Origin of the sequence: Phenylobacterium sp., from assembly GCF_036264965.1 — a bacterium.
Classification (GTDB): Bacteria; Pseudomonadota; Alphaproteobacteria; order Caulobacterales; family Caulobacteraceae; genus Phenylobacterium.
In genome coordinates this window covers 38,450-61,880 of record NZ_DATAPY010000167.1, presented here as the reverse complement: position 1 = coordinate 61,880, position 23,431 = coordinate 38,450, and the positions used below count along the sequence as shown (strand labels likewise).

20 protein-coding genes are annotated in these 23,431 nt (G+C 68.8%); 7 read left to right on the top strand and 13 right to left on the bottom strand.

The window, feature by feature from the left end:
* The 5 genes from VHS75_RS22050 to VHS75_RS22030 all read right to left on the bottom strand — a co-directional run.
* Positions 1 to 622: biotin/lipoyl-containing protein (locus VHS75_RS22050; protein ID WP_329640777.1), on the bottom strand; the 622-nt coding region annotated here is incomplete at its 3' end.
* Positions 623 to 678: 56 nt separating this feature from the next.
* On the bottom strand, positions 679 to 3,648 hold the full coding sequence (locus VHS75_RS22045; RefSeq protein WP_329640776.1) for a 2-oxoglutarate dehydrogenase E1 component: 2,970 nt from the start codon (positions 3,646 to 3,648) through the stop codon (positions 679 to 681).
* A gap of 88 nt (positions 3,649 to 3,736) precedes the next feature.
* Positions 3,737 to 4,615, bottom strand: a complete 879-nt coding sequence (sucD, locus tag VHS75_RS22040; RefSeq protein ID WP_329640775.1) for a succinate--CoA ligase subunit alpha — start codon at positions 4,613 to 4,615, stop codon at positions 3,737 to 3,739.
* A gap of 3 nt (positions 4,616 to 4,618) precedes the next feature.
* A complete protein-coding gene (sucC, locus tag VHS75_RS22035; RefSeq protein WP_329640782.1) occupies positions 4,619 to 5,818 on the bottom strand; it encodes an ADP-forming succinate--CoA ligase subunit beta in 1,200 nt (399 codons plus the stop codon).
* 110 nt (positions 5,819 to 5,928) lie between these two features.
* Positions 5,929 to 9,303: a glycosyltransferase gene (locus VHS75_RS22030; protein ID WP_329640774.1), complete on the bottom strand. Its 3,375-nt coding sequence runs from the start codon at positions 9,301 to 9,303 to the stop codon at positions 5,929 to 5,931.
* Positions 9,304 to 9,453: 150 nt separating this feature from the next.
* Between VHS75_RS22030 and VHS75_RS22025 the strand changes: the two genes are divergently transcribed.
* The gene (locus tag VHS75_RS22025; protein WP_329640773.1) at positions 9,454 to 10,224 is read left to right on the top strand and encodes a LytTR family DNA-binding domain-containing protein; all 771 of its coding nucleotides are present in this window, start codon (positions 9,454 to 9,456) and stop codon (positions 10,222 to 10,224) included.
* Here the strand turns inward: VHS75_RS22025 and VHS75_RS22020 are convergent.
* Positions 10,221 to 10,757 carry a GNAT family N-acetyltransferase gene (locus VHS75_RS22020; protein ID WP_329640772.1) on the bottom strand — a complete coding sequence of 179 codons (537 nt, stop codon included), beginning with the start codon at positions 10,755 to 10,757 and terminating at the stop codon, positions 10,221 to 10,223. The two genes, VHS75_RS22025 and VHS75_RS22020, sit on opposite strands and share 4 nt — an antisense overlap.
* A gap of 143 nt (positions 10,758 to 10,900) precedes the next feature.
* On the opposite strand from VHS75_RS22020, the gene VHS75_RS22015 reads away from it, so the two are divergent.
* On the top strand, positions 10,901 to 12,403 hold the full coding sequence (locus VHS75_RS22015) for a hypothetical protein (protein ID WP_329640771.1): 1,503 nt from the start codon (positions 10,901 to 10,903) through the stop codon (positions 12,401 to 12,403).
* A 55-nt stretch (positions 12,404 to 12,458) separates the two neighbouring features.
* On the opposite strand, the gene VHS75_RS22010 is transcribed toward VHS75_RS22015, so the two are convergent.
* Positions 12,459 to 13,442, bottom strand: a complete 984-nt coding sequence (locus VHS75_RS22010; protein ID WP_329640770.1) for a malate dehydrogenase — start codon at positions 13,440 to 13,442, stop codon at positions 12,459 to 12,461.
* Between the two features lie 237 nt (positions 13,443 to 13,679).
* On the opposite strand from VHS75_RS22010, the gene VHS75_RS22005 reads away from it, so the two are divergent.
* A complete protein-coding gene (locus VHS75_RS22005; protein WP_329640769.1) occupies positions 13,680 to 14,105 on the top strand; it encodes an HIT domain-containing protein in 426 nt (141 codons plus the stop codon).
* On the opposite strand, the gene VHS75_RS22000 is transcribed toward VHS75_RS22005, so the two are convergent.
* Both VHS75_RS22000 and VHS75_RS21995 read right to left on the bottom strand, forming a co-directional pair.
* A complete protein-coding gene (locus VHS75_RS22000; RefSeq protein WP_329640768.1) occupies positions 14,102 to 14,794 on the bottom strand; it encodes a hypothetical protein in 693 nt (230 codons plus the stop codon). The genes VHS75_RS22005 and VHS75_RS22000 overlap by 4 nt on opposite strands.
* A gap of 7 nt (positions 14,795 to 14,801) precedes the next feature.
* Positions 14,802 to 15,674, bottom strand: a complete 873-nt coding sequence (locus VHS75_RS21995; protein ID WP_329640767.1) for a CoA ester lyase — start codon at positions 15,672 to 15,674, stop codon at positions 14,802 to 14,804.
* A gap of 53 nt (positions 15,675 to 15,727) precedes the next feature.
* Here VHS75_RS21995 and VHS75_RS21990 point away from each other — a divergent pair, with 53 nt between their 5' ends.
* Positions 15,728 to 16,105, top strand: a complete 378-nt coding sequence (locus VHS75_RS21990; RefSeq protein WP_329640766.1) for a DUF2237 domain-containing protein — start codon at positions 15,728 to 15,730, stop codon at positions 16,103 to 16,105.
* A 21-nt stretch (positions 16,106 to 16,126) separates the two neighbouring features.
* Here VHS75_RS21990 and thpR read toward each other — a convergent pair whose 3' ends face one another.
* Entirely contained in the window at positions 16,127 to 16,663 is a 537-nt protein-coding gene (thpR, locus tag VHS75_RS21985) for an RNA 2',3'-cyclic phosphodiesterase (protein ID WP_329640781.1), read from the bottom strand.
* A gap of 147 nt (positions 16,664 to 16,810) precedes the next feature.
* Here thpR and VHS75_RS21980 point away from each other — a divergent pair, with 147 nt between their 5' ends.
* Positions 16,811 to 17,560 (top strand): Bax inhibitor-1/YccA family protein, encoded by a 750-nt coding sequence (locus VHS75_RS21980; RefSeq protein WP_329640765.1) that lies wholly within the window; start codon positions 16,811 to 16,813, stop codon positions 17,558 to 17,560.
* 220 nt (positions 17,561 to 17,780) lie between these two features.
* Here VHS75_RS21980 and VHS75_RS21975 read toward each other — a convergent pair whose 3' ends face one another.
* The 3 genes from VHS75_RS21975 to acnA form a co-directional block, all read right to left on the bottom strand.
* Positions 17,781 to 18,116, bottom strand: coding sequence for a DUF2794 domain-containing protein (locus VHS75_RS21975; protein ID WP_329640764.1), 336 nt, complete (start codon positions 18,114 to 18,116; stop codon positions 17,781 to 17,783).
* Between the two features lie 292 nt (positions 18,117 to 18,408).
* Entirely contained in the window at positions 18,409 to 19,116 is a 708-nt protein-coding gene (locus VHS75_RS21970) for a DUF1223 domain-containing protein (RefSeq protein ID WP_329640780.1), read from the bottom strand.
* 95 nt (positions 19,117 to 19,211) lie between these two features.
* Entirely contained in the window at positions 19,212 to 21,902 is a 2,691-nt protein-coding gene (gene acnA / locus VHS75_RS21965; RefSeq protein WP_329640763.1) for an aconitate hydratase AcnA, read from the bottom strand.
* Between the two features lie 187 nt (positions 21,903 to 22,089).
* On the opposite strand from acnA, the gene ccmA reads away from it, so the two are divergent.
* A complete protein-coding gene (gene ccmA, locus VHS75_RS21960) occupies positions 22,090 to 22,692 on the top strand; it encodes a heme ABC exporter ATP-binding protein CcmA (protein ID WP_329640762.1) in 603 nt (200 codons plus the stop codon).
* Entirely contained in the window at positions 22,689 to 23,354 is a 666-nt protein-coding gene (gene ccmB, locus VHS75_RS21955; RefSeq protein ID WP_329640761.1) for a heme exporter protein CcmB, read from the top strand. The genes ccmA and ccmB overlap by 4 nt, the downstream gene beginning before the upstream one ends.
* Positions 23,355 to 23,431 lie beyond the last annotated feature (77 nt).

Here is a 23,431-nt window from a genome sequence, read left to right as displayed (position 1 = left end):
TGAAGGTGGTCAGCATGGCGGCGTTGTTCTGGGCTTCCTTCAGGCGCCGCGCGATCGTCTGGCGCAGGCGGGTCATCCGCACGCGCTCCTCGCGCTCGTGGATCTCGCGGGGCGCGGCCGGAGCGGTCGGCGCGGGCGCGGGCGCCTTGGCCCGGGCGTCCAGGGCGGCGAGCGCGTCGCCCTTGGTGATCCGGCCGTCCTTGCCGCTGCCGGCGATGGCCGAGGCGTCGAGCCTGTTCTCCGCCACCACCCGCTGGGCCGAGGGCGCCAGCACCGGCTCGGCGGCGGCCTTGGCGGGCGCGGGAGCCGGGGCAGCGGCCTTCACCGGCTCGGGCGCCTTGGCCGGTTCCGGGGCCTTCGGCGGCGGGGCGGCCTTGGGCGCGGCCGCGCCTTCGGTGATCTTGCCCAGCACCGCGCCGGGTTCGACGGTGGCGCCTTCCTCGAAGGCGATCTCCGAGAGCGTGCCGTCGGACGGCGCGGCGACCTCCAGGCTCACTTTGTCGGTTTCCAGCTCGACCAGGATCTCATCCTTGCGGACCGCATCGCCGGCCTTCTTGGCCCAGCGCGCCACCGTGGCTTCGGTGACGGACTCGCCCAACGCTGGCGTCATGATGTCGGCCATAGGGAATGCGCTCCTTAGATCTTAGGACAGTCGTTCAGGTTCAGGCCCAAGCCTACTCAGGCAAAGGCTTCGGTGAGGAAGGCTTCGAGTTCTTTCATGTGCCGCGTCATCAGGCCGGCCGCCGTCGACGCCGAGGCCGGGCGGCCGACGTAACGGGCGCGCTTGGCCTTGATGTTCATGCGGTCCAGCGTCAGCTCCAGCCAGGGGTCGACGAAGGTCCAGCCGCCCATGTTCTTCGGCTCTTCCTGGCACCAGACCAGTTCTGCGTTGGCGAAGCGCTTCAGGACGTTCGACAGCGACTTCAGCGGCCAGGGATAGAACTGCTCCAGGCGAAGCACATAGACGTCGTCGCGGCCGGTCTTGGCCCGCTGCTCGATCAGGTCGAAGTAGACCTTGCCGGAGCAGAGGATGACCCGCTTGATCTTGTCGTCGGCCTTCAGCGTGATCCCGCCCACGTCTGCGCCGGCCTCGGCGCCGTCGACCATCACGCGGTGGAAGCTGGTGCCCTCGGCCATGTCCGACAGGTTCGACACCGCCCGCTTGTGCCGCAGCAGCGACTTAGGCGTCATGACCACCAGGGGTTTGCGGAACTCGCGGATCATCTGGCGGCGCAGGACGTGGAAGTAGTTGGCCGGGGTGGTCGGATTGACGATCTGCAGGTTGTCCTCGGCGCACATCTGCAGGAAGCGCTCGAGGCGGGCCGACGAGTGCTCCGGCCCCTGGCCCTCGTAGCCGTGCGGCAGCAGCATGACGAGGCCGCTCATCCGCAGCCACTTGCGTTCGCCCGACGAGATGAACTGGTCGATGACCACCTGGGCGCCGTTGGTGAAGTCGCCGAACTGGGCTTCCCACATGTCCAGCGTGTTGGGATCGGTCAGCGAGAAGCCGTATTCGAAGCCCAGCACCGCCTCTTCCGACAGCGCCGAGTTCAGCGCCTCGAAATGCGCCTGGTCGGGGCCGAGGTTGCGAAGCGGGAAATAGACCTCTTCGGTCTTCTGGTCGACGATGCCGGAATGGCGCTGGGTGAAGGTGCCACGGATCGAATCCTGCCCCGACAGGCGCACCGGATAGCCCTGATCGAGCAGGGTGGCGAAGGCCAGGGCCTCGCCCGTGGACCAGTCCAGGCCCTCGCCCTTGTCGATGGCGTCGCGTCGGCCGGCGATCACCCGCTCGACGGTCTTGTGGACGGTGATCCGCTCGGGGATCGAGGTCATCTTGTGGCCGAGGTCGAGCAGCTTCTGCTTCGGCACCCCGGTGACGCCGCTCTCTTCCGAGCCCGGCAGCTTCAGGCCCGACCACTTGCCGTCCAGCCAGTCGGCCTTGTCGGCATGGAAGGTCTTGCCGGAGTCAAACTCGGCGTCGAGGAACTTATCGAACTCCCCGATCCAGCCGTCGACCTCGGCCTGCGTCGCCGTGCCCTCGCCCACCAGACGCGCGGCGTAGAGGTCGCGGACCGAGGGGTGGTCCTTGATCTTCGCGTACATTAAGGGCTGGGTCATCGTCGGGTCGTCGCCCTCGTTGTGACCGAACCGGCGGTAGCAGAACATGTCGACCACCACGTCCTTGCCGAACTGCTGGCGGTACTCGGTGGCGACGCGGGCGGCGAAGACCACGGCTTCCGGATCGTCGCCGTTGGCGTGGAAGATCGGCGCCTCGACCATCAGCGCCACGTCCGACGGATAGGGCGAGGAGCGGCTGTTCTTCGGGCTGGTGGTGAAGCCGATCTGGTTGTTGACGATGAAGTGGACGGTGCCGCCCACGCCGTAGCCGCGCAGGCCCGACAGCGCGAAGCACTCGGCCACCACGCCCTGGCCCGCGAAGGCCGCGTCGCCGTGCATCAAGAGCGGCATGACGTGGCTGCGGCCGGCGCTGGCGTTGGCGCGCAGGGTGAAGGCCTGCTTGGCGCGCGCCTTGCCGATCACCACCGGGTTGACGATTTCCAAGTGGGACGGATTGGCGGTCAGCGACAGGTGGACGGAGTTGCCGTCGAACTCACGGTCCGACGAGGCGCCCAGGTGGTACTTCACGTCGCCCGAACCCTCGACGTCGGAGGGGAGCGACGAGCCGCCCTGGAACTCGTGGAAGATGACCTGGTAGGGCTTGCCCATCACCGCGGCGAGCACGTTCAGGCGCCCACGGTGCGGCATGCCGACGATGATGTCCTTCACGCCCAGCGCGCCGCCGCGCTTGATGATCTGCTCCAGCGCCGGGACCAGGCTCTCGCCGCCATCCAGGCCGAAGCGCTTGGTGCCGGGGAAGCGACGGTGCAGGAACTTCTCGAAGCCTTCGGTCTCGATCAGCTTCTTGAGGATGGCGATCTTGCCTTCCTTGGTGAAGACGATCTCCTTGTCGCGGCCCTCGATGCGGGCCTGCAGCCAGCCCTTCTCCTTCGGATCGGAGATGTGCATGTACTGCACGCCGACGTTGCCGCAGTAGGTGCGCCGCACGATCTCCAAGATCTCGCGGATGGTGGCCGTCTCCAGCCCGAGCACGAAGTCGAGGAAGATCTGGCGGTCGTAGTCGGCTTCCGAGAAGCCGTAGGTCGCAGGATCCAGTTCCGAGGCGTCCCCCGGCGTAGTCGCCAGGCCCAGCGGGTCGAGGTTGGCCTTCAGATGGCCGCGCATCCGGTAGGCGCGGATCATCATGATGGCGCGTAAGGAGTCGAGGGTCGCGGCGCGCACCGCGTCGGTCGAGGGCGCGGGACCGGCCGCGACGGGCGCCGCGCGTTCGGCGATCTTGGCGCCCAGCTTGGCCTCCACCGCCGGCCACATGCCGTCGAGCGCGGAGAGCCAGTCGGGCCGGGCGGCGGGCGCCGCGGCCTTGATCCAGGCCGGCTCGGCCGCACCGCGCTGCGCATCCGCGGCGCTGTCGTGCAGAGTCGCGAAGAAGGCGCGCCAGGAGGGCTCGACGGAATTGGGGTCGGCCGACCACTGGGCGTAGAGGTCCTCAACGAAGGCCGCATTGCCGCCGTAGAGGAAGGAGGTCTCCGCCAAGACCTCGTTGATCAGACCCGCATCGTCCGCCATGTCGTCCGCTTTCCCAGAGCCGGGACCGCGGAGCTTCTCGAATGAAGGAGCCGAGCGCGGACCGCTCTAACGTCTAAATTGCCGGCGCTCAGCCGCCTTTGAGCACTTCCAAAAGGGTTTCACCGAGTCTCGCCGGAGAGGGGGAGACGCGGATACCCGCGGCTTCCATCGCGGCGATCTTGTCCTCAGCTCCGCCCTTGCCGCCGGAGATGATCGCGCCCGCGTGACCCATGCGCCGACCAGGCGGCGCGGTGCGTCCCGCGATGAAGCCGACCATAGGCTTCTTGGTTGGTGAATTCTTGATGAACTCCGCCGCGTCTTCCTCGCCCGCGCCGCCGATCTCGCCGATCATGATGATCGACTCGGTCTCGGGGTCCTTCAGGAACAGGTCGAGCATGGCGATGAATTCGGTGCCCTTCACAGGGTCGCCGCCGATACCCACGGCCGTCGACTGGCCGAGGCCTACCTGAGTGGTCTGGAACACGGCCTCATAGGTAAGCGTCCCGGAGCGGGAGACAACGCCCACCGAGCCCTTCTTGAAGATGTTGCCCGGCATGATGCCTATTTTGCATTCATTCGGGGTCAGCACGCCCGGGCAGTTGGGCCCGATCAGCCTGGATTTCGAGCCGTCCAGCGCGCGCTTCACCTTGACCATGTCCGACACCGGGATGCCCTCGGTGATGCAGATGATCAGCGGGATCTCCGCGTCGATGGCTTCCAGGATCGAGTCCGCCGCGAACGCCGGCGGGACGTAGATCGCCGAGGCGTCGATCCGCTCGCGGCGCACCATCTCGTCCACGGTGTTGAACACCGGCAGGCCGATGTGGGTCGTGCCGCCTTTGCCCGGCGTCACCCCGCCCAACATCTTGGTCCCGTAGGCGATGGCCTGCTCGGAATGGAAGGTGCCTTGCGCCCCGGTGAAGCCTTGGCAGATCACCCGGGTGTCTTTGTTGATCAGGATCGACATGTCTTACGCTGCGCCCCGCACGGCCTTGACGATCTTCTCGGCGCCATCCGAGAGGTCATTGGCGGCGATGACGTTGAGGCCGCTCTCGTTGATGATCTTCTTGCCGAGCTCGGCGTTGGTGCCTTCCAGCCGGACCACCAGCGGAACCTGCAGGCCCACCTGCCTGACCGCGGCGACCACGCCCATGGCCAGGATATCGCAGCGGGCGATGCCGCCGAAGATATTGACCAGGATGCCCTTCACGTTGGGGTCGGCGATGATGATCTTGAAGGCCGCGGTGACCTTGGCCTCGTCGGCGCCGCCGCCCACGTCCAGGAAGTTCGCGGGCTCCGCGCCATAGAGCTTGATGATGTCCATGGTCGCCATGGCCAAGCCCGCGCCATTGACCATGCAGCCCATCTCGCCGTCGAGGGCGATGTAGGAAAGGTCGTACTTGGAGGCCTCGATCTCCTTGGGGTCCTCCTCGCTCTCGTCGCGCAGCGCCTTGATGTCCGGGTGGCGGAACAGGGCGTTGTCGTCGAAGGAGACCTTGGCGTCGAGGACGCGAAGTTGGTCATCCGCCGTGACGATCAGCGGGTTGATCTCCAGCATCGCCATGTCCTTGGCGACGAAGGCTTCGTAGAGCTGGCCCAGCAGCTTGGTCGCCTGTTTGGCCAGGTCGCCCTTCAGGTTCAGCGACTCCGACAGCTTCAGGCCGTGGAAGCCGCGGACGCCGGTGACCGGGTCGATGGAGAAGGTGAGGATCTTGTCGGGGGTGTTGTGCGCCACCTCCTCGATGCTCATCCCGCCTTCGGTGGAGGCGACGACCGAGACGCGGCTCGTCTCGCGGTCGACCAGCAGGGAGAGATAGAGCTCGCGGGCGATCGCCGCGCCCTCTTCGATGTAGAGGCGGTTGACCTGCTTGCCCTTGGGCCCGGTCTGCTCGGTGACCAGCACCCGCCCCAGCATTTCCTGGGCGGAGGCCTTCACGTCCTCGATGGACTTCAGCACGCGGACGCCGCCCTTGGCGTCGGGGCCGAGGCCTTCGAACCGGCCCTTGCCGCGCCCGCCGGCGTGGATCTGCGACTTCACCACGAAGACCGGACCCCCCAGCTTCTTGGCGGCCTCGACGGCCTCGTCGACGGTGAAGGCCGGATAGCCCTTGGGGACCGCCACGCCGTATTCGGCGAGGACGGCCTTGGCTTGGTGTTCGTGGATGTTCATGAGGCTCGCGAACGCGCTTTGCTGGGGCATCGCCGTCTCGGCGAGTGGGCGGCGTTATAGGCGCCGCTCCGAGCGAAGACAACCGCAGGACGGTCGTAAATCCCGGTTCTCTACCCGGCCCCTTCGAAGGCGGCGCTGGCGCGGCGTTCGAGCTTGCCCCAGCCGACGCGGGCGCCATGCAGGGCCGCGTCGATCGACTTGACCACGACGTAGTACATCAGCTGCCGGTAGCCGAAGCGCTGGACCGGCATCCAGATCAGGTCGCCCCAGGGCGCGCGGCGCTCCAGCGCCATGCCCAAGGCCCCGGCGGAGAGGTCGAGGAAGATGAAGGCCGCCCAGTAGAACAGCGGCCGCACCAAGTCGTCCGGCGACCACTCCGTCGAGTGGTTGGTGAAGCCGTAGACCGCCGAGATCAGGCTCCAGATCACCGCCAGGTCGATCAATGGCGCCACGGCCGTCAGCAGGATCTGGAACAGCCAGATCTGCGGCAGGGCGACGAAGCCCAGCACCGGATGCTTCGGGCTGAACAGCGCCGCGCGGTGCTTGTAGATGCATTGCAGGGTGCCGAACGACCAGCGGAAGCGTTGCTTCAGGAGGCCGCTCACCGTCTCCGGGGCCTCGGTGTAGGCCCGCGCCTCGGGGTCGAACTCGACGCGCCAGCCGGCCCGCTGGATGGCGATGGTCAGGTCCTGGTCTTCAGCGAGCGTGTCGTCCGGATAGCCGCCCAGCTGCTCCAGCGCCGCGCGCCGCCAGGCGCCGACTGCGCCCGGCACCACCGTCACCGCGCCCAGGGCCGCGAGCGCCCTGCGCTCCAGGTTCTGGGCGGTGACATATTCCAGCGCCTGCCAGCGAGTGATCAGGTTGCGGCGGTTGCCGACCAGCGCATTGCCCGCCACCGCGCCCACCCGCGGGTCGCCGAACCAGCGCGCCAGCTTGGCCAGGGTGTCGGACGGGAACAGGGTGTCGGCGTCCAGCGCCACCACCACATCGCCGTGCGCCTTGGCCAGGCCCTTGTTCAGCGCGCGCGCCTTGCCGCCGTTCTCGAAGCTCATCAGCGTCACGCGCGGCTCGTCGGCGAAGGCGCGGCGCACCACCTCGGCGGTGTGGTCGGACGAGCCGTCATCCAGCACCAGGATCTCGATCTTCGACCAGTTGGACGCCAGGATCCGGCGCACCGAACTCTCGATCACCTTCTCCTCGTTGAAACAGGGGATCAGCACGCTGATCAGCGGCCCGGTCAGCGGGTCCGGCATCGGCGGCGTGCGCCGGGTGATGGTGAAGCGGTGGACCAGGGCCAGGACGCCCAGCACCAGCAGCCGGCCGACGCCCAGCACGATGGCGGTGATGAACAGGGTCTGCAGGGCGATCTGCATGCCGTGGAAGAAGCCGAAGCCGATCCGGTCGAGCAGCAGCTCGAAGGAGTTGCGGCTGGTGGCCGGCATGGCCTCGGCCGGCGTCATGCCGGCGAGGTCGGCGATGGTCACCAGCTTGTAGCCGTGGGCCCGCAGCGCATCGATCAGCTGCGGCAGGGCCTTCACCGTCCAGCTGCGGTCGCCCCCAGAGTCGTGCAGCAGGATCACCTGGCCGGGCCGGTCGGTATGGTCCGCCAGGCGGGTGAGCGCGGTGTCGATGATCCGCCCCGGGGTCGAGGCGTCGGGGTGGTTCCAGTCGTCGGGGTCGATGCGCAGGCCGACCGCGAGGTAGCCCTGTTGCTGGCCGGTCAACAGCGGCGCCACTTCGCGCGGGGTCGACGGCTCGGCGTCGCCGAAGAACGGCGGCCGGAACAGCCGCATGGAGCGGCCGGTGATGGTCTCGAACAGCCGCTGGGTGGCCGACAGCTCCACCGCTGCCTGGGCCGCCGACACCTTTGAGATGTCCGGATGGGTCCAGGTGTGGTTGCCGACGTCATGCCCCTCGCGCACCTCGCGGGCCACCAGGCCCGGCTTGGCGGACATGTTCTTGCCGATCACGAAGAAGGTGGCCGGCGCGTGCTTCTCTTTCAGGATGTCGAGGATCTTCGGCGTCCAGCGACCGTCCGGCCCGTCGTCGAAGGTGATCGCCACCCAGCCCGGATGGAAGCCGTAGCGCTGGATCACATAGGAGGTCGGCATCACCTCATAGTTCTCGCCGGAGATCAGGCCCGTGTCGGAATCGATCTCCAGCGACCGGCGGCCCGCCGTCGGGATCGATTCCACATGCAGGACCTCGCCCTTGCCGTCGAAGTCGACGTCGACCCCGGGCTTCAGGTTCTCCAGGCCGTCGGGTTTGCCCTGGCCATAGTCGTGGCGCATCACCTGCCAGTCGAGTTGGTCCTCCCCGCCCATCCGCCACAGGGCGTAGCCCAGTGGCCGGAAACCGTCGGCGACCTTGATCTGGTTGAACAGGGTCGGCGCGTCGAGGAACCAGACCGCGTGTTTGTTTCCCTGATCGTCCTGATAGCCGAACGTCGGATTGAGCGAGTTCTCGTCCATCTCGACCTGGGCCTCGGCGTCGTGGGCCGCCTGGGTCGCTTCGTTGAACAGGATCTCGTGGGAGGTGGCCTTGGTCTTCGGCCCCGGCAGCGTCCAGTCATAGCCATGGTTGCCCAGGGCCACGATCGTCTTGGCCGGATCCAGCGTCTCCATGCGCTTGGCGATGGTGGACTCGAACCAGTCCTGCGCCGCGACGGGTCCGGGCTCGCCGCCGCCCCAGTGCTGGTCGTAGGCCATCAGCACCACCGCATCGGCGGCGTCCTGCAGCGCGCGGACCGGATGGTCGTCGTCGCCGAAGGGGGCGGTCACCCAGACCTCGCGGCCGAGCGGCTTCAGGGCGGCGCGCGCCTGGGCGATGAAGCTGGGGTAGAGCTTGAGCGCGGCCGCGGGCACATCCTCGAAGTCGAAAACATAGCCGGCGTAGCCGCGCTTCTGCGCCTGCGCCACCAGGTTGGCGATCATCGCCGCGCGGGCCTTGGGATTGACCAGCAGCGCGCCGGCCAGGGGTCCGTTCCAGGTTCGCGTCGCGCTGTCGAAATTGACGATGCCAGGCAGGATCGACGGCGGCTTCTTGGCCGCGGCGATGATCGCGCGGGCCTGCGGGTCGGAAACGATCGACAGCGATCCGTCCGGCTTGGTAAGAAAGACCCACTGTGGGGAGACCACGTCCACCTGGTCGATGTGGTCGGCGAGCGATTCCCGGCTGCTCTCGTCATAGGAAACGTAGAAGGCGATCGACAGCGGTCGGGCCGGGCCGCCGGTCGCCGCGCCCGCCCTCGGGTGCGGGATGCGGTTCCATTGCTGCCGGCCCTTCAACTTGTGGGCGGTTTCCGCGTGCAGGGCGGTCAGCGCACCGGGGTCCTTCAGACTGACCGTCGGCAGGCGCGGCGCGAAGGCCAGGGTGGCGAAGAAGGCGGCGACCAGCAGGGCCAGGAACGAGGCCGCCAGACCGCCAATGAATCGCACGCGCCGGGCCCTGCGCCCTGTCGGATCGTGGAAGACGAGATCGGCCATGAAGTGCGCGCGGCGCCTAGTGAATCAACAGTTGTTATGCCTCGCCACGGTGGCTGAAGCTAGGCGGCCGCGGCAGGGTCCCGTACGGGCGTTTGCGAAACCCGCGACATCCTCTATCTGCCGGACCTAGGCGCACGGAGCGACCGGCGAATGGCCTCAAGGCCGAAGATCCTGGGCTGGGGCCCCTACGGCGACTTCCGGAGCTGGCTGCGTGGCCTGGTCATCACGCTGGTCGCCGCCAGTTTCCTGGCCTTCGCCGGCGCCTTCACCTCGGCGCGCGTGTCCTTGCCGATCCGATTTGGCTACTGGCTGGGCCTGATGGTCGTCGGCTGGCTATGGGGTGGCTTCGTCTCCCGCGCCTTCTTCAACCGTGTCGGCGGCCCGCGGCGCCTCTGGCAGAGGGTGATCGCCTCCTCGCTGGCGCTCGCCGTGCCCTATTCGGTCGTCGTCGGCGTCACCACGCGGCTGGTGCTGCATGGCGCCTTCAACCAGCCGCAGGACATCGTCTACCTCGTGACCTCCGTCATCGCGGTGACGATCGTAATGGTCACCATCAATGTACTGGTCGCGCGCCAGACCGAGGGCCTGACCCAGGCCTCGTCGGAACCGCCGAAATTCCTCGATCGCCTGCCGCCGAAGCTTCGCGGCGCGGAGGTCTGGGCGGTGGAGGCCGAGGACCACTACCTGCGCCTGCACACCTCGTTCGGCCAGGACCTGATCCTGATGCGCCTCAGCGACGCCATCGCCGAATTGGAGGGCATCGAAGGCGCCCAGGTCCATCGCTCCTGGTGGGTGGCGCGGGCGGCGATCGCCGGGGCGGTCCGCGGCGACGGCCGCGCCACCCTCACCCTGACCGATGGCGCCGAGGTTCCGGTCAGCCGCACCTACGCCCGGCTGCTGCGCGAGCGCGGCTGGATCTAGCGGCCGAGCGTGGTCCGCCGCGCCAGCCACTGCTCGCGAGTCTGCCCCCAGGCCTCGACCTTGCTGTCCTCATAGGGCGCGGGCATCGCGACCGGGCCCCAGAGCGTCGAGCCGAGGCGCTTGGCGACCGCCTGCGAGGCGAGGTTCTCTGGCTCGATCGTGTGGATCGCCTCGCTCCAGCCCAGCACGTCGAAGACATAGTCCATGCAGGCCGCCGCGCCCTCGGTGGCGTAGCCCTTGCCCCAGGTGGAGCGCATCAGGCCCCAGCCGACCTCGGTCCCCGGCCAGCCCTCGGGCTGCCAGGGACCCAGACGCCCGACCCAGCGGCCGCTGGATTTCTCGATCACCGAGAACATGGAGAAGCCACGAACCGACCAGGCCCCGACCACCGAACAGAGGCCGCGCCAGGCCACCGAACGCGGCTGAACGCCGCCCAGGTGGCGCATGGTCTCCTCGTCGGAGGCGAACTCCACCCACGGCTCGAAGTCTTCCGCGACGGGCGCGCGTAGGATGAGGCGATCGGTCTCAATCATTGGCGCTGGCGAAAACTTCATATTTCAGGCTCAATGTGTCTTCGGGAGAGAAGTCGGTGCGGGAGTTGGGACCTTAGCCGTGGGCGCGGCGGTCCGACCAGCGCTTCGTTCGTTCGAGGGATCCGCTAGGGGCTGGATCTCTGATGACACCTTACGACCCATCGCAAGACGCACACGCCGGCGAAACGTTCGGCCCGTTCATGCCGCCGCGGGCGCGGCCACGGGCCTTCGGGGGGCGATACCTGCTGTTCGCCGGCGTAGCCGGGGCCTGCGTCCTTGGGGTGAGCCTGGGGCTGTGGGCGCGGCCGGGCGTGGCGGAGCGGCGCGCCGCGGCCGTGACGCCCGCGCCTGCCGCGCCGGCTGCGGACCCTGCCGCGCGCAAGCTTCGCATCGTGCTCGACGACGGTTCGGCCCCGGCCGCCAGCCCGCCCGGGCCAGTCGTGACTCCGGTCGCCGCAACCTTCGCCACGCCGGCGCCGCAGATGGCGCAGCCGCCGGTCATCGCGCCCGCGCCGCCGCGGGTAGTGCGCGTGCAGACCCCGCTGCCGCCGACGCCCGCCGCCGCGCCGCCGCCAGTGGCCAGGCCCCCGGCGCTTCCGAAGCTCACACCGCTAATGGTCGCGGCCCTGGCTGAGGTCCGCAGCGTCCAGACCCGGCTCTCCAGACCGATCGCGCCCTTGGTCCGCCTGCCGGCGACGCCGCCGCCCGCGCAACTCGCCAAGGCCGAACCGCCGCCGGCGCCGGCGTCCGCGCCGAAGGCCAAGCTCGGGACCGCGCCCAAGCCGGCGCATGCGACCCAACTGGCCCGGGCGACGGCGGATCGCGCCGCCGCGGCCAAGGCCGCCCCGGACCGGGTCCACGCCGTGAAGCTGGCCGCGGCCAAGGCCGCAGCCGCCCACCGCATCGAACTCGCCCAGGCGGCGCAGGCGGAAAAGGCGGCCCAGGCCCAGAAGGCCGAGATCCTGAAGGCGAAGTTCGAGAAGGCCAAGGCCGACAAGCTTGAAAAGGCGCGCCTTTTCAGGGTCGCGCAGACCGAACAGGTGAAGCTGGCTCAGGCCGAAGCCCGCGGCCGCGCCGAGGCCAAGGCGGAAGCCCGCGCCGAAGCGGTCGCCGAGGCTCGCGAGGAGGCGCGCAAACAGATCCGCCTGGCCAGCCTGGCCCGGGTGGTGCGTCAGGTCCTGCCGCATCCGGCCAAGCCCGCCGCGCCGGTGCAGACCGCCCACAACGACCGTAAGCACAAGGGACGACACGAGCCCGTGGTGGAGCGCGCCTCGGTGAAGGCCCACAAGGCGCCGCACGCCGCCGCACCGCCGCCATGGCGCCGTTCGGAGCCGGTCGCCCCGCCGCCGCATGCCTCGGGCCTGATGAAGGTCTCGACGAGCCGCTGCGCCGCACGCGATCCGGGCGAAGCCGTGGTCTGCGCCGATCCCAGCCTGGGCGCCGCCGACCGGCAGCTGTCGCGCGCCTATCAGGGCGCGCGCGCCGCCGGGGTTCCCGACGCGCAGCTGCAACGCCAGCAACAGCGCTGGCTGCAGGCGCGTTCAGCCGCGGCGCGCGAGGCGCCGTGGGCGGTGCATGATGTCTACCTGGCCCGCATCGCCGAGCTCAACAGCCAGGCCCATGACGCGCGTCCGGACGGGTACTAAAGCTTGGTCGCTCTTCCTGATCGGCTGACTTGGATCAAGTCAGCCGGGAAACGCTCTAGGCGAGCATCTCTTTGACAGTGTCGCGCTCGCCGACCAGCTCGTCGTTGGTCAGCGCGATCTTCGACTTGGCTAAATCGTCCATTTCATAGCTGGCGATCACCTCGTGGCCGGTGGCCGTGGTCTTCACCGGCATGCCGGCCCAGACGCCGTCGGCGAAGCCGTAGCGGCCCTGGCTCTCGACGGCGACGGAGTGGACCTTGCCCACCGTGGTCAAGTCGCGGACGTGATCGACCAGGGCGTTGGCCGCCGAGGCCGCCGACGAGACGCCGCGAGCCTCGATGATCGCCGCCCCGCGCTTGCCCACCGCCGGCAGGAAGTCGGTCTTCAGCCAGGCGTCGTCGCCGATCACCTCGGCCGCCGCCTTGCCGTTGATCTTGGCGTGGGTGAAGTCGGCGAACATCGTCGGCGAGTGGTTGCCGTAGATGAAGGTGTCGCTGACCGCGTCGATGGCGACGCCGGCCTTCTTGGCCAGCTGGGCGCGGGCGCGGTTCTCGTCCAGGCGCACCATGGCGGTGAAGCGGTCCTTCGGCAGGCGCTTGGCCTGGGAGGCGGCGATCATCACATTGGTGTTGCAGGGGTTGCCCACCACCGCGACGCGGCAGTTGTCGGCGGCCACCTTGTCGATCGACTGGCCCTGGGCGATGAAGATCTTGCCGTTGTCCTTCAGGAGGTCGGCGCGCTCCATGCCCGGCCCGCGCGGCTTGGAGCCGACCAGCAAGGCCCAGTTCACGTCCTTGAAGGCCACATCCGCATCGCCGGTCAGCACCATGTCTTGCAGCAGCGGGAAGGCGCAGTCGTCGAGCTCCATGGCCACGCCCTTCAGGGCCTTCTGCGGTCCTTCGACAGGGATTTCGAGCAGTTGCAGGATCAGCGGCTGATCGGCGCCGAACATCTGGCCCGAGGCGATGCGGAACAGGAGCGCGTAGCCGATGTTGCCCGCCGCGCCGGTAACCGCCACGCGGATTGCTGTCTTCGCCATGCTTTCGCTCCTTAAGGGTCTGCTGCGGCGGGTCCGTAGCTCACCGGCGGACGGCCCGCAATGGCGCCTCGACCCTTCCCGGTTCAGGTGAAGCACCTGAACCGGACAAGAAGGGTCGATCTTCAAAAGTTTAGAGCGCGTCGGACGGGCGAACCGGAATCCACTTCGCCCTGACGCGCTCTGGCGGGAGAGGCAATGGGAAACCCGCTTGGCAGGCGCGCGTTGGACTGCTGAAGCTTGAGGATGTTCGAGATCGACCCCGCCTTCACCGCCACGTCCGAGGGTCTCGGCGACCTGGCGCTGAGCCATGTCCGCCTGCAGGGCGACGCCCGCTTCCCCTGGATCGTGCTGATCCCGCGGATTGTCGGCGCGCGGGAGCTGGAGGACCTGGCTCCGGGCGAACGCGACGTGCTGATGGACGAGATCCTGCGCGCCGGGGCCGCGGTGCGGGCCATCGGCGAGGCGATGGGCCGTCCGGCGGCCAAGCTGAACGTCGGCCAGCTCGGCAACGTCACCGCGCAGCTGCATGTGCATGTGATCGGCCGTCGCAGCGACGACGCCGCCTGGCCCGCGCCCGTCTGGGGCTTCGGGGCGGCGGAAGCCTATCCGCCGAAGGCCTGGGCCGCGGCGCAAGCGTCGGCGCGGATGGCGCTGGGGCTTTAGAGCCCGGTTCTGCGCAGGACCACGGCGTGGCGCGCGCCCGCCTCGGTCAGCTCGCCACGCCACTGGCCGTCGCCGGCGTCATGCAAGGTGGCGACCGTGGCCGGCGCGCCGGGCTGAGCGAACCGCACGGTGAGTTCGCCGCCCTGCCGTTGCAGGTCGTCCACCAGCCCGGAGGCGTTGAGCGCGCCCTTGCGGCGCACGTCGCGCCAAACCCCCTCCAGCCGATCGCGGCGATCGACCAGTTGCAGGGCGAAGAGGTCCTGGCCGTCGGCGCTGAGCATCCAGCCGCCGTCCAGCGGTCCTTGGAAGCTCTGAGCCGAGGCGAAGGAGCTGCGGATGCGGGCGTCGTAGGCCAGGTCGCGGACCTCCGGCGGCCTGTCGGGCGTCTTGCTCAGGTCGTCGATCGACACCGGCGCGTCCAGCTGCGGCCGCGGCGCGGGGACATAGACCTTGGGCTGGGGGCCGGTGGGCAGCAGGCCGGGCTCCGGTTCCGGCGCGGTGCGCGGCTGGCCGGCGGTGTCGGGCTCGTCCTCGTCTCGCGACGGCGGAGCATTGGGGTTCAGGAGGGCGCCGATCGGGTCGCGCACATGCACCGGCGGCGTGACAGCCTGCGGCGCATCGGCCGGCTGGGCCCACGCGGTAGGCGCGGCGAGCGCCAACATGATCAGGGACAGCAAACCGATCCGCATCGATCCTTCAGTCCTCGTGCGCGGCGATGGCTTCGGCCACCGCGATCAGCCGGCGCGCCTGCGCCAGGTGCAGACGCTCCACCATACGCCCCTCGACCTTAAGAACACCCTTGCCTGCGTTTTCCGGCGAATCGAAGGCCTCGGCCACCGTGTGCGCCCAGGCGACGGCGTCGGGTTCCGGCGAAAACACCCGGTTGGCGATCTCCAGATGGGTCGGATGGATCAGGCTCTTGCCGTCGAAGCCGAGGTCCGCGCCCTGGGCGCATTCCCGTTCCAGGCCGGCCAGGTCGGGGATGTCGTTGTAAACTCCATCCAGTATGGCGAGACCATGGGCTCGCGCGGCCATCACGCTGAGCGACAGGGCCGACAGCAGCGGCGCACGCTCGGCGCCGAGTCGGCAGCGCATCTCCTTCACCAGGTCGTTGGTCCCGATCACCCAGGCTTCGACGCCCCTTTCGGCGCTGGCCGCGCCCAGCTCGCCGAGCGCGAACACCGCCTGGCAGGTCTCGATCATCGCCCACAGCGGGACCGCCGGCCCCAGCGCCGCGCGATAGGCCGCCAGATCGGCCGGCGAGGCCACCTTGGGGACCAGCACCGCGTCCGGCCCGGCATCGCCCGCCGCGGCCAGGTCGTCGGCGCCCCAGGGTGTATCGAGGCCATTGGCGCGGATCACCAGCTCGCGCGATCCGAAGCCGCCCATCCGCACCGCCTCGCAGGCCAGCGCCCGGGCGGCGATCTTGGCCTCGGGCGCCACGGAGTCCTCCAGGTCGAGGATCACCACGTCGCAGGGCAGGGTGCGGGCCTTTTCGATGGCGCGCGCGTTGGAGCCCGGCAGGTAGAGCGCGCTGCGGCGGGGTCGGGCTTGGGCGGACGTCGCCATTTGCGCTCCTTCGCGCATGGATATGCTCCCGTCATAGCGGTTAGGGTGGGCCCATGACCACACGCTACGATCCGGACGCGCGCAATGTGCTGGGCGGGGAGCTGAAGCCCTGCTCGACAGACCCCGTCACCGGCTTCTTCCGCAACGGCTGCTGCGAGACCAGCCATGAAGATCTCGGCATGCACACCGTCTGCGCGGTGATGACCGCCGAGTTCCTGGCCTTCAGCAAGGCCGCCGGCAACGACCTGTCGACCCCGATGCTGGAGGCCCAGTTCCCCGGCCTGCAGCCCGGCGACCGCTGGTGCCTGTGCGCCCCGCGCTGGAAGGAGGCGCTGGACGCCGGCGCCGCCCCGCAGATCGTCCTGGAATCCACCCATGAGGAGACCCTGGCGATCGTCCCGCTGGGCGTCCTGAAAGATCACGCGGTCTGAAGTTGCTCCCCATCGGGGGAACTAGAGAAGCGGGTATTCGGCCTCCAGGCGGTAGTGCGCCTGCTCTGAGCCCAGGAAGCTGGAATAGAGGCCGAAGCTCGCCACCCGGATCGGGGGGGATTTCAGCAGGTTGTGGGCCTGGATCCAGGCGGCGACCTCTCCCGGGTCGGCGTGGCGCAGATAGGCCAGCGTCACGTGCGGCCTATAGATGCGCTTGTCCGGCTTCAGGCCGACGCGGCGCGCCGCGCTCTCGCAGGCCTTGGCCAGGCGGCTGAGCGGCTCGCTGATTTCGACGCCGGCCCACAGCACATGGAGGTCCGGTCCCTCGCCAAAGGCGCCGACGCCTGAAAGCGTGATCTCCAGGGGCCGGGCGCGCAGGGCCACCAGCTCCGCGTCCAGGTCGCGGGCGAGGTCCTCGCGGATGTCGCCGAAGAACCGCAGCGTCACGTGCAGGGACTCAGTCGGGCTCCAGCGCGCGCCCTCCACGCCGGTCTGCCGGCGGGTCAGGGCCGTCCCGATATCCTCGGGAATCGAAAGCGCGGCGAAGAGCCGGATCATCGCCAAGCAGTACCTCAGGGAATTCGCCGACGAAACGGCCGGCGATCCTTAACAAGAGCTTGACCAACAAGGCCTTGCTTCCGCCTCACGCGGACCCGATATTTGGGGGCGTCCAATCGTGGACGCTCAAACAAGGGTTTTGCTCAAATGAGCGACTTCAACCGCGGCTACGCGCGTACGATCCCCGCGGATCGCGCCGACATGTCGGTGGACGCGGGCCTGCGCAGCTTCATGCTCGGGGTCTACAACAAGGTGGCGCTGGGCCTTGTGCTCTCGGCCGCCCTGGCCTGGCTCACGGCCGACTTCGCGCCCGTCCAACAACTGCTTTATGTCGTGACCCCCGATGGCCGCCTGGCCGGGTTCACCGCGCTCGGCATGATCATCCGCTTCCTGCCGCTCGTCGTTCTGATCGGGGCGATGTTCATCCGCAACCCCAGCCCGCGGGCCGCGGGCTTCGTCTACTGGTCGGTGGTCTCCGGCATCGGCGCGGGCCTCGGCGTCTGGCTCCTGGCCTATACCGGGGCCTCGGTCGCCTTGACCTTCATGATCACCGCCGCGGCCTTCGGCGGCCTGTCGCTGTTCGGCTACACGACCAAGCGCGACCTGACCGGCTTCGGCAGCTTCCTGATGGTGGGCCTGATCGGCCTGGTGCTGGCGTCGCTGGTCGGCATGTTCTGGCACCCCGCGGGCTTCTCGATGATCATCAGCGTGCTGGGCGTGCTGATCTTCGCCGGTCTGATCGCCTGGGACACCCAGCGCCTGAAGATGACCTACTACCAGCTGGGCGGCGAGGCGACCTCGATGGCCGTGGCCACCAACTACGGCGCGCTGAACCTCTATCTGAACTTCATCAACCTCTTCCAATTCCTGCTCAGCCTGACGGGCAGCCGCCGCTAAGGCGCGAGGCAGAGGCCAAGACGACGAAGCCCCGGCGGGAAACCTCCGGGGCTTTTCTTTGGATCCTCCCCCAGCGCGCAGCGCGATCAGGGGAGGTGGCGCGTAGCGCCGGAGGGGGTTCCCGCCGCCGAGTCTGCGACAGCCGACATCCCGCGCGCCGGAGAGGCAACCCCCTCAGTCAGCTTCGCTGACAGCTCCCCCTAGAAGGGAGCATCTGATTCTAATCCACCACCTTGAACCGGCCCTTGTCGAAGAAGCGGAGCACCTGCTCCAGCTCGTGGCCGCGGCGCAGGATCATGCCGCCCTGGCCGATCACCGCCCAGGCGCCCTGCTTGCGGGCCAGCGCCGGGCGCTTCTCGACGCGGTAGAGCGGCGCCTCGGAGCTGCGCTTGTAGACCGAGAACACCGCTGATTCGCTCAGGCCATCGATGGCGTAGTCGCGCCACTCGCCGGCCGAGACCATGCGTCCATAGAGGGAAAGAAGGCGGACCAGCTCGCGCCGTTCGAAGAAGACGGTCGCCTGACGCGGCGACGCGTAGGACGTGTCGAAAGCCATCGACCATGAGCCTAGACCTGAATCGCCGCCGCAAGCCAGACCCCGCGTGGGTTGCGGCAAAGCTCCGCCGTGAAATGACCTTATTTGCGACCCGCGAGCGCCCGATGCGCTCCCGATATTGCAGTTGTCGGCTGGTCAGAAACGGCGCTCCCGGATCCTGAACAGCCCCCCCAGCCCACTGGGATCGACGGACTGGCCGGCCGACGCCTAGATCTCTTCCCTACGTCAGAACCCCCGCGGGTGCTCTCCAGCCGCGGGGGTTTTCGTGTCTGGAACAGCCCTGGCGCCGGCGTCAGGCCTCGGGGACGCCTGTCGCCACGATCCGCCCGCCGCGGCCGGCCTGGATCAGGACGACGCTCTTCAGGCCCTCCTCGGAGGCCGTGGGAAGGTGGTAGGCCACGGGCTTGCCGCGCCAGGCGCCCAGACGGGTCAGCTCGCGCACGACGTTCTTCTGGACCAGGGTCTGGCCCTTGTTGTCGCCGCTCTTGACGGTCACGTCCTGCTCGCGCGGGTCGTAGCGCACCAGCCAGACCTCGCCGCCGCCCTTCGGCGCATGGGCCGAGCCCACATAGACGCGGGCGCCGGAGAAGCGGACCTGAGGCGGGTCGCGGCGGGCCTTGGCGGCGTCGGCCACCAGCTTGTCCACCTTGTCGGCCTTGGCGCCGGAGGCTTGCGCCGCGCCATCGACCACCACCTGGGGCGTGTAGGGCTCGCGCAGCGCCAGCTTGGCCACATAGGCCTTCTGGCGGTCGGCGAACTCCGGCTTGGCGAAGGTGTCGGCCCAGCCGAGGTAGTCCCAGTAGCCGACGGAAAACGTCAGGGCGAGGACGCTGGGCTTTTCAGCCAGCTTGGCCACGTGGGCGTTGGCCTCGCCGCACGACGCGCAGCCCTGAGCCGTGTAGAGCTCGATCACCACGGGAGGCCTGGCCACCGCCGCCCCCGCAAAGAAGGGAGCCGGCAGGGCGAGCAGGGCCAGGCTGAAAAGCGCCGCTGTCCGCATCGCCACCGGGCTTAAAGGGGCTCAGGCGCCCTGTAAATTACAACAAGGCGTGACCGGAGGCGGACCGCGCGCGCGGGGCCCGCCTCCGGTCAGGTTCAGGCCTCGGGCTTGGCCAGGTTCCGCAGCACATAGTTCAGCACGCCGCCGTTCTTGAAATACTCAAGCTCGGTGGGCGTATCGATCCGGCAGCGCACCGGGAAGCGCGCGATGCGGCCGTCGGACGGTCGATACATCTCGATGGTCAGCTGACGGCGCGGCGAGAGTTCCGTCAGGCCGCGGATGGTGACGATCTCCTCGCCGGTGAGGCCGAGCTTGTGCCAGCCTTCCTGCAGGAACTGCAGCGGCAGCACGCCCATACCGACCAGGTTCGAGCGGTGGATGCGCTCGAAGCTTTCGGCCACCACGGCGCGAACGCCCAGTAGCTTGGTGCCCTTGGCCGCCCAGTCGCGCGACGAGCCGGTGCCGTATTCCTTGCCCGCGAACACCACCAGACCGCGGCCTTCGGACTGGTAGCGCATGGCCGCGTCGTAGATCGACATCACGTCCTGCGAGGGGAAGTGCTTGGTCATGCCCCCTTCGATTTCCGGGGTGATGCGGTTGCGGATGCGGATGTTGGCGAAGGTGCCGCGCATCATCACTTCGTGGTTGCCGCGACGCGCGCCGTAGGAGTTGAACTCCGTGGTCGGCACCTGGCGATCCCGCAGATAGACGCCGGCCGGCGAGGTCGTCTTGATCGAACCGGCCGGGGAGATGTGGTCGGTGGTGATCGAGTCGCCGAACACCGCCAGGACGCGGGCCTCGACGATGTCGGTCACCGGCGTCGGCTCCATCGACATGTTCTGGAAGTAGGGCGGGTTCTGGACGTAGGTCGAGCCCATGTCCCAGCCATAGGTCTGGCCGCCCTCGATCTTGATGCCCTGCCAGGCCTTGTCGCCCTTGAAGACGTCGGCGTAGCGGGTGGCGAACATCTTCTGAGTGACGAACTTGCGCTGCAGCGCCGCCACTTCCTCGGATGTCGGCCAGATGTCCTTCAGATAGACCGGCTTGCCGCCCTTGCCCTCGCCCAGCGGCTCGGTGGTGATGTCGATCGACATGGAGCCGGCCAGGGCATAGGCCACCACCAGCGGCGGCGAGGCCAGATAGTTGGCCCGCACGTCTGGGTTCACGCGGCCTTCGAAGTTGCGGTTGCCGGAGAGCACCGACACGGCGACCAAGTCGCCCTTCTGCACGGCCTCGGAGATCGGCTCGGCGAGCGGGCCGGAGTTGCCGATGCAAGTGGTGCAGCCGTAACCCACCAGATTGAAGCCGAGCGCATCGAGGCCCTTGGTCAGGCCGGCGGACTTCAGATAGTCGGTGACCACCTGGCTGCCGGGGGCCAGCGAGGTCTTCACCCAGGGCTTCACCTTCAGGCCGAGCTCGACGGCCTTCTTGGCCACCAGGCCGGCGGCGATCAGCACGCTGGGGTTCGAGGTGTTGGTGCAGGAGGTGATGGCGGCGATCACCACGTCGCCGTGGCCGACGTCGAAGTTGGCGCCTTCCACTTTCACCCGGGTCGCCATGTCCTCGGCTTTGCCGAAGTCGCCGGCCAGGGCCGCCTTGAACTCGACGGCGGCGTTGGTCAGCACCACACGGTCCTGCGGGCGCTTCGGGCCGGCCAGGGACGGCAGCACCGAGCCCAGGTCCAGCTCCAGCGTGTCGGTGAACACCGGATCGGGGTCGGTCGGCTCGCGCCAGATGCCCTGTTCCTTGGCGTAGGCTTCGACAAGCTGCACGCGATGCGGGTCGCGGCCGGTAGCGGTCAGATAGTCGATGGTGGAGCGGGTGACCGGGAAGAAGCCACAGGTCGCGCCGTACTCGGGGGCCATGTTGGCGATGGTCGCCTGGTCCTCGATGGTCATCCTGGCGAGGCCGGGGCCGTAGAACTCGACGAACTTGCCCACCACGCCCTTCTTGCGCAGCATCTGGGTGACGGTCAGCACCAGGTCGGTGGCGGTCGCGCCTTCCGGCATGGCGCCCTCCAGCTTGAAGCCGATGACCTCGGGGATCAGCATCGGGATCGGCTGGCCCAGCATGGCCGCTTCCGCCTCGATGCCGCCTACGCCCCAGCCCAGGACCGACAGGCCGTTGACCATGGTCGTGTGGCTGTCGGTGCCGACCACTGTGTCCGGGTAGGCCACCGCATGGCCGGCGTCTTCGTTCACCCAGACGGTCTGGGCCAGGTACTCAAGATTGACCTGGTGGCAAATCCCGGTGCCGGGCGGCACCACGCGGAAATTGTTGAAGGCCGAGGAGCCCCAGCGCAGGAAGCGGTAGCGCTCCATGTTGCGCTCATACTCCCGCTCGACGTTCTCGCCGAAGGCCTTGGCGGTGCCGAAATAGTCGACCATCACCGAGTGGTCGATGACCAGGTCCACCGGGTTCAGTGGATTGATCTTCTCGGGGTTGGCGCCCAGGTGGGTCATCGCATCGCGCATGGCGGCCAGGTCGACGACCGCCGGAACACCCGTGAAGTCCTGCATCAGCACGCGGGTGGGGCGGAAGCTGATCTCGTGCTCGACCTGGCCCTTGTTGTCGAGCCAGGCGGCGATGGCGCGGATGTCGTCCTCGCCGACGCTCTTGCCGTCCTCGTTGCGCAGCAGGTTCTCGAGCAGCACCTTCATGGAGATCGGCAGATTGGAGATGCCGGAAAGTCCGGCTTCCTCGGCGGCGCGAAGGCTGTAGTAAGCGTAGGTCTTATCGCCCACCACGAGTTCGCGGCGGGTTTTCAGGCTGTCGACTGACGCCATTTGGGGAGATCCTCTCTCTGTTCCCGGCCGCATCACGCCCACCTCGGAGATCGCGCGCTTCGATGAACGGACACACAGCGTCCGAACCCGCGCGGCGAGGGCCCCCCGAGGCGACGGCGGCCGCGGGCTTCATAGACCCACGTGTGTTACGCGTCCATGCACGCGCACGGTTGAGCTTATTCGCGTCATGATCGCCGCCTTGGAGCTGCGCGACATCGCGGTTCGCCGGGGCGGCCGCAGCCTGTTTTCCGGCCTGTCGCTCTGTCTCGCGGCCGGCGAAGCCTGTGCGCTCACCGGGGCCAACGGGGCGGGCAAGACCAGCCTGTTGCGCGCCGTCGCCGGCCTGGTCCCGCTCGAGGACGGCGAAATCGGCTTCGGCGACGTGGAAGCGGACGAGGCAAGGGGCGGCGGCCTGCACCTGATCGGCCACCAGGATGGATTGAAGCCCGCGCGGACCACGGCCGAAGAGCTCAATTTCTGGAGCATCTGGAGCGGCGGCGACACCGCGTCGGCCCAGGCCGCCGCCGAAGCGCTGGACCTCACGGGACTGCTCGGCCTGGAAGTCCGCCGGCTGTCGGCGGGCCAGCGCCGCCGCCTGGCGTTGGCCCGCCTGCTGGCCGCGCCGCGCAGCCTGTGGCTGCTCGATGAGCCCTTGAGTCCCCTGGACGCCGGCTGGCGCGCGCGGTTCGGGGCGATGATGCAGGCGCATCTGGCCGGCGGCGGCCTGATCCTGGCGGCGGTGCACGACCCCCTGCCGATCGCCGCGCGCAGCCTGGAGATCGGCGCATGAGCCGGTTGGGGGCGCTCCTCGCTCGCGAGACGGCGCTGGCCTGGGGACGCGGCGGGGGACCGCTGGTGACCCTGGGCTTCTACGCCGGCGTCGCCACCCTGCTGCCGCTGGCCATCGGACCCGAGCCGGCGCGGCTGGCCGCCATCGCGCCCGGCGCGGCCTGGGTTGGCCTGGCGCTGGCCAGCCTGCTCTCCTTGGACCGCCTGTTCGAGCGCGACTACGAGGACGGCGCCCTGGATCACCTGGCGTTGTCGCCCACGCCGCTGGAGCTGACCTGCGCGGTGAAGTGCCTCGCCCAATGGCTGGCCACCGGCGCACCGCTGGCGCTGGCCGCGCCGGTCGCCGCCATAGCCTTGGGCGCCCCGCTGAGCCTCGCGCCGCTGGTGTTCGTCTGCGCCCTGATCGGGGGCCTGGCCTTCGCCTTCACCGGTGGGATCGGCGCGGCGCTCAGCCTTGGCGCCCGGCGCGGCGGCCTGCTGACCGCGGTGATCGTCCTGCCGCTCTTCGTGCCGCCGGTGATCTTCGGCGGCGGGGCGTTAGCGAGCTATCTCAGCGGCCTGCCCTGGACCTCCGGCCTGGTCCTGCTTGGCGCCTATGCCACGGCCTTCGTGGCCCTGGGTCCGCTGTTCATGGCCGCCGCCTGCCGCAACGCGCTGTCCTGAAGGCTAACCCCCCGCCGACATTACCAAAGCTTCATTTCGCATGCCGCCGTTTCGCCAATTTCTATGACAAGGTTCAA

Bases quoted from the DNA above. Each gene is read 5' to 3' on its own strand.
- VHS75_RS22045 (WP_329640776.1), bottom strand. From the start codon at position 3,648: ATGGCGGACGATGCGGGTCTGATCAACGAGGTCTTGGCGGAGACCTCC.
- sucD (WP_329640775.1), bottom strand. From the start codon at position 4,615: ATGTCGATCCTGATCAACAAAGACACCCGGGTGATCTGCCAAGGCTTC.
- sucC (WP_329640782.1), bottom strand. From the start codon at position 5,818: ATGAACATCCACGAACACCAAGCCAAGGCCGTCCTCGCCGAATACGGC.
- VHS75_RS22030 (WP_329640774.1), bottom strand. From the start codon at position 9,303: ATGGCCGATCTCGTCTTCCACGATCCGACAGGGCGCAGGGCCCGGCGC.
- VHS75_RS22025 (WP_329640773.1), top strand. From the start codon at position 9,454: ATGGCCTCAAGGCCGAAGATCCTGGGCTGGGGCCCCTACGGCGACTTC.
- VHS75_RS22020 (WP_329640772.1), bottom strand. From the start codon at position 10,757: ATGATTGAGACCGATCGCCTCATCCTACGCGCGCCCGTCGCGGAAGAC.
- VHS75_RS22015 (WP_329640771.1), top strand. From the start codon at position 10,901: ATGACACCTTACGACCCATCGCAAGACGCACACGCCGGCGAAACGTTC.
- VHS75_RS22010 (WP_329640770.1), bottom strand. From the start codon at position 13,442: ATGGCGAAGACAGCAATCCGCGTGGCGGTTACCGGCGCGGCGGGCAAC.
- VHS75_RS22000 (WP_329640768.1), bottom strand. From the start codon at position 14,794: ATGCGGATCGGTTTGCTGTCCCTGATCATGTTGGCGCTCGCCGCGCCT.
- VHS75_RS21995 (WP_329640767.1), bottom strand. From the start codon at position 15,674: ATGGCGACGTCCGCCCAAGCCCGACCCCGCCGCAGCGCGCTCTACCTG.
- VHS75_RS21990 (WP_329640766.1), top strand. From the start codon at position 15,728: ATGACCACACGCTACGATCCGGACGCGCGCAATGTGCTGGGCGGGGAG.
- thpR (WP_329640781.1), bottom strand. From the start codon at position 16,663: ATGATCCGGCTCTTCGCCGCGCTTTCGATTCCCGAGGATATCGGGACG.
- VHS75_RS21980 (WP_329640765.1), top strand. From the start codon at position 16,811: ATGAGCGACTTCAACCGCGGCTACGCGCGTACGATCCCCGCGGATCGC.
- VHS75_RS21975 (WP_329640764.1), bottom strand. From the start codon at position 18,116: ATGGCTTTCGACACGTCCTACGCGTCGCCGCGTCAGGCGACCGTCTTC.
- VHS75_RS21970 (WP_329640780.1), bottom strand. From the start codon at position 19,116: ATGCGGACAGCGGCGCTTTTCAGCCTGGCCCTGCTCGCCCTGCCGGCT.
- acnA (WP_329640763.1), bottom strand. From the start codon at position 21,902: ATGGCGTCAGTCGACAGCCTGAAAACCCGCCGCGAACTCGTGGTGGGC.
- ccmA (WP_329640762.1), top strand. From the start codon at position 22,090: ATGATCGCCGCCTTGGAGCTGCGCGACATCGCGGTTCGCCGGGGCGGC.
- ccmB (WP_329640761.1), top strand. From the start codon at position 22,689: ATGAGCCGGTTGGGGGCGCTCCTCGCTCGCGAGACGGCGCTGGCCTGG.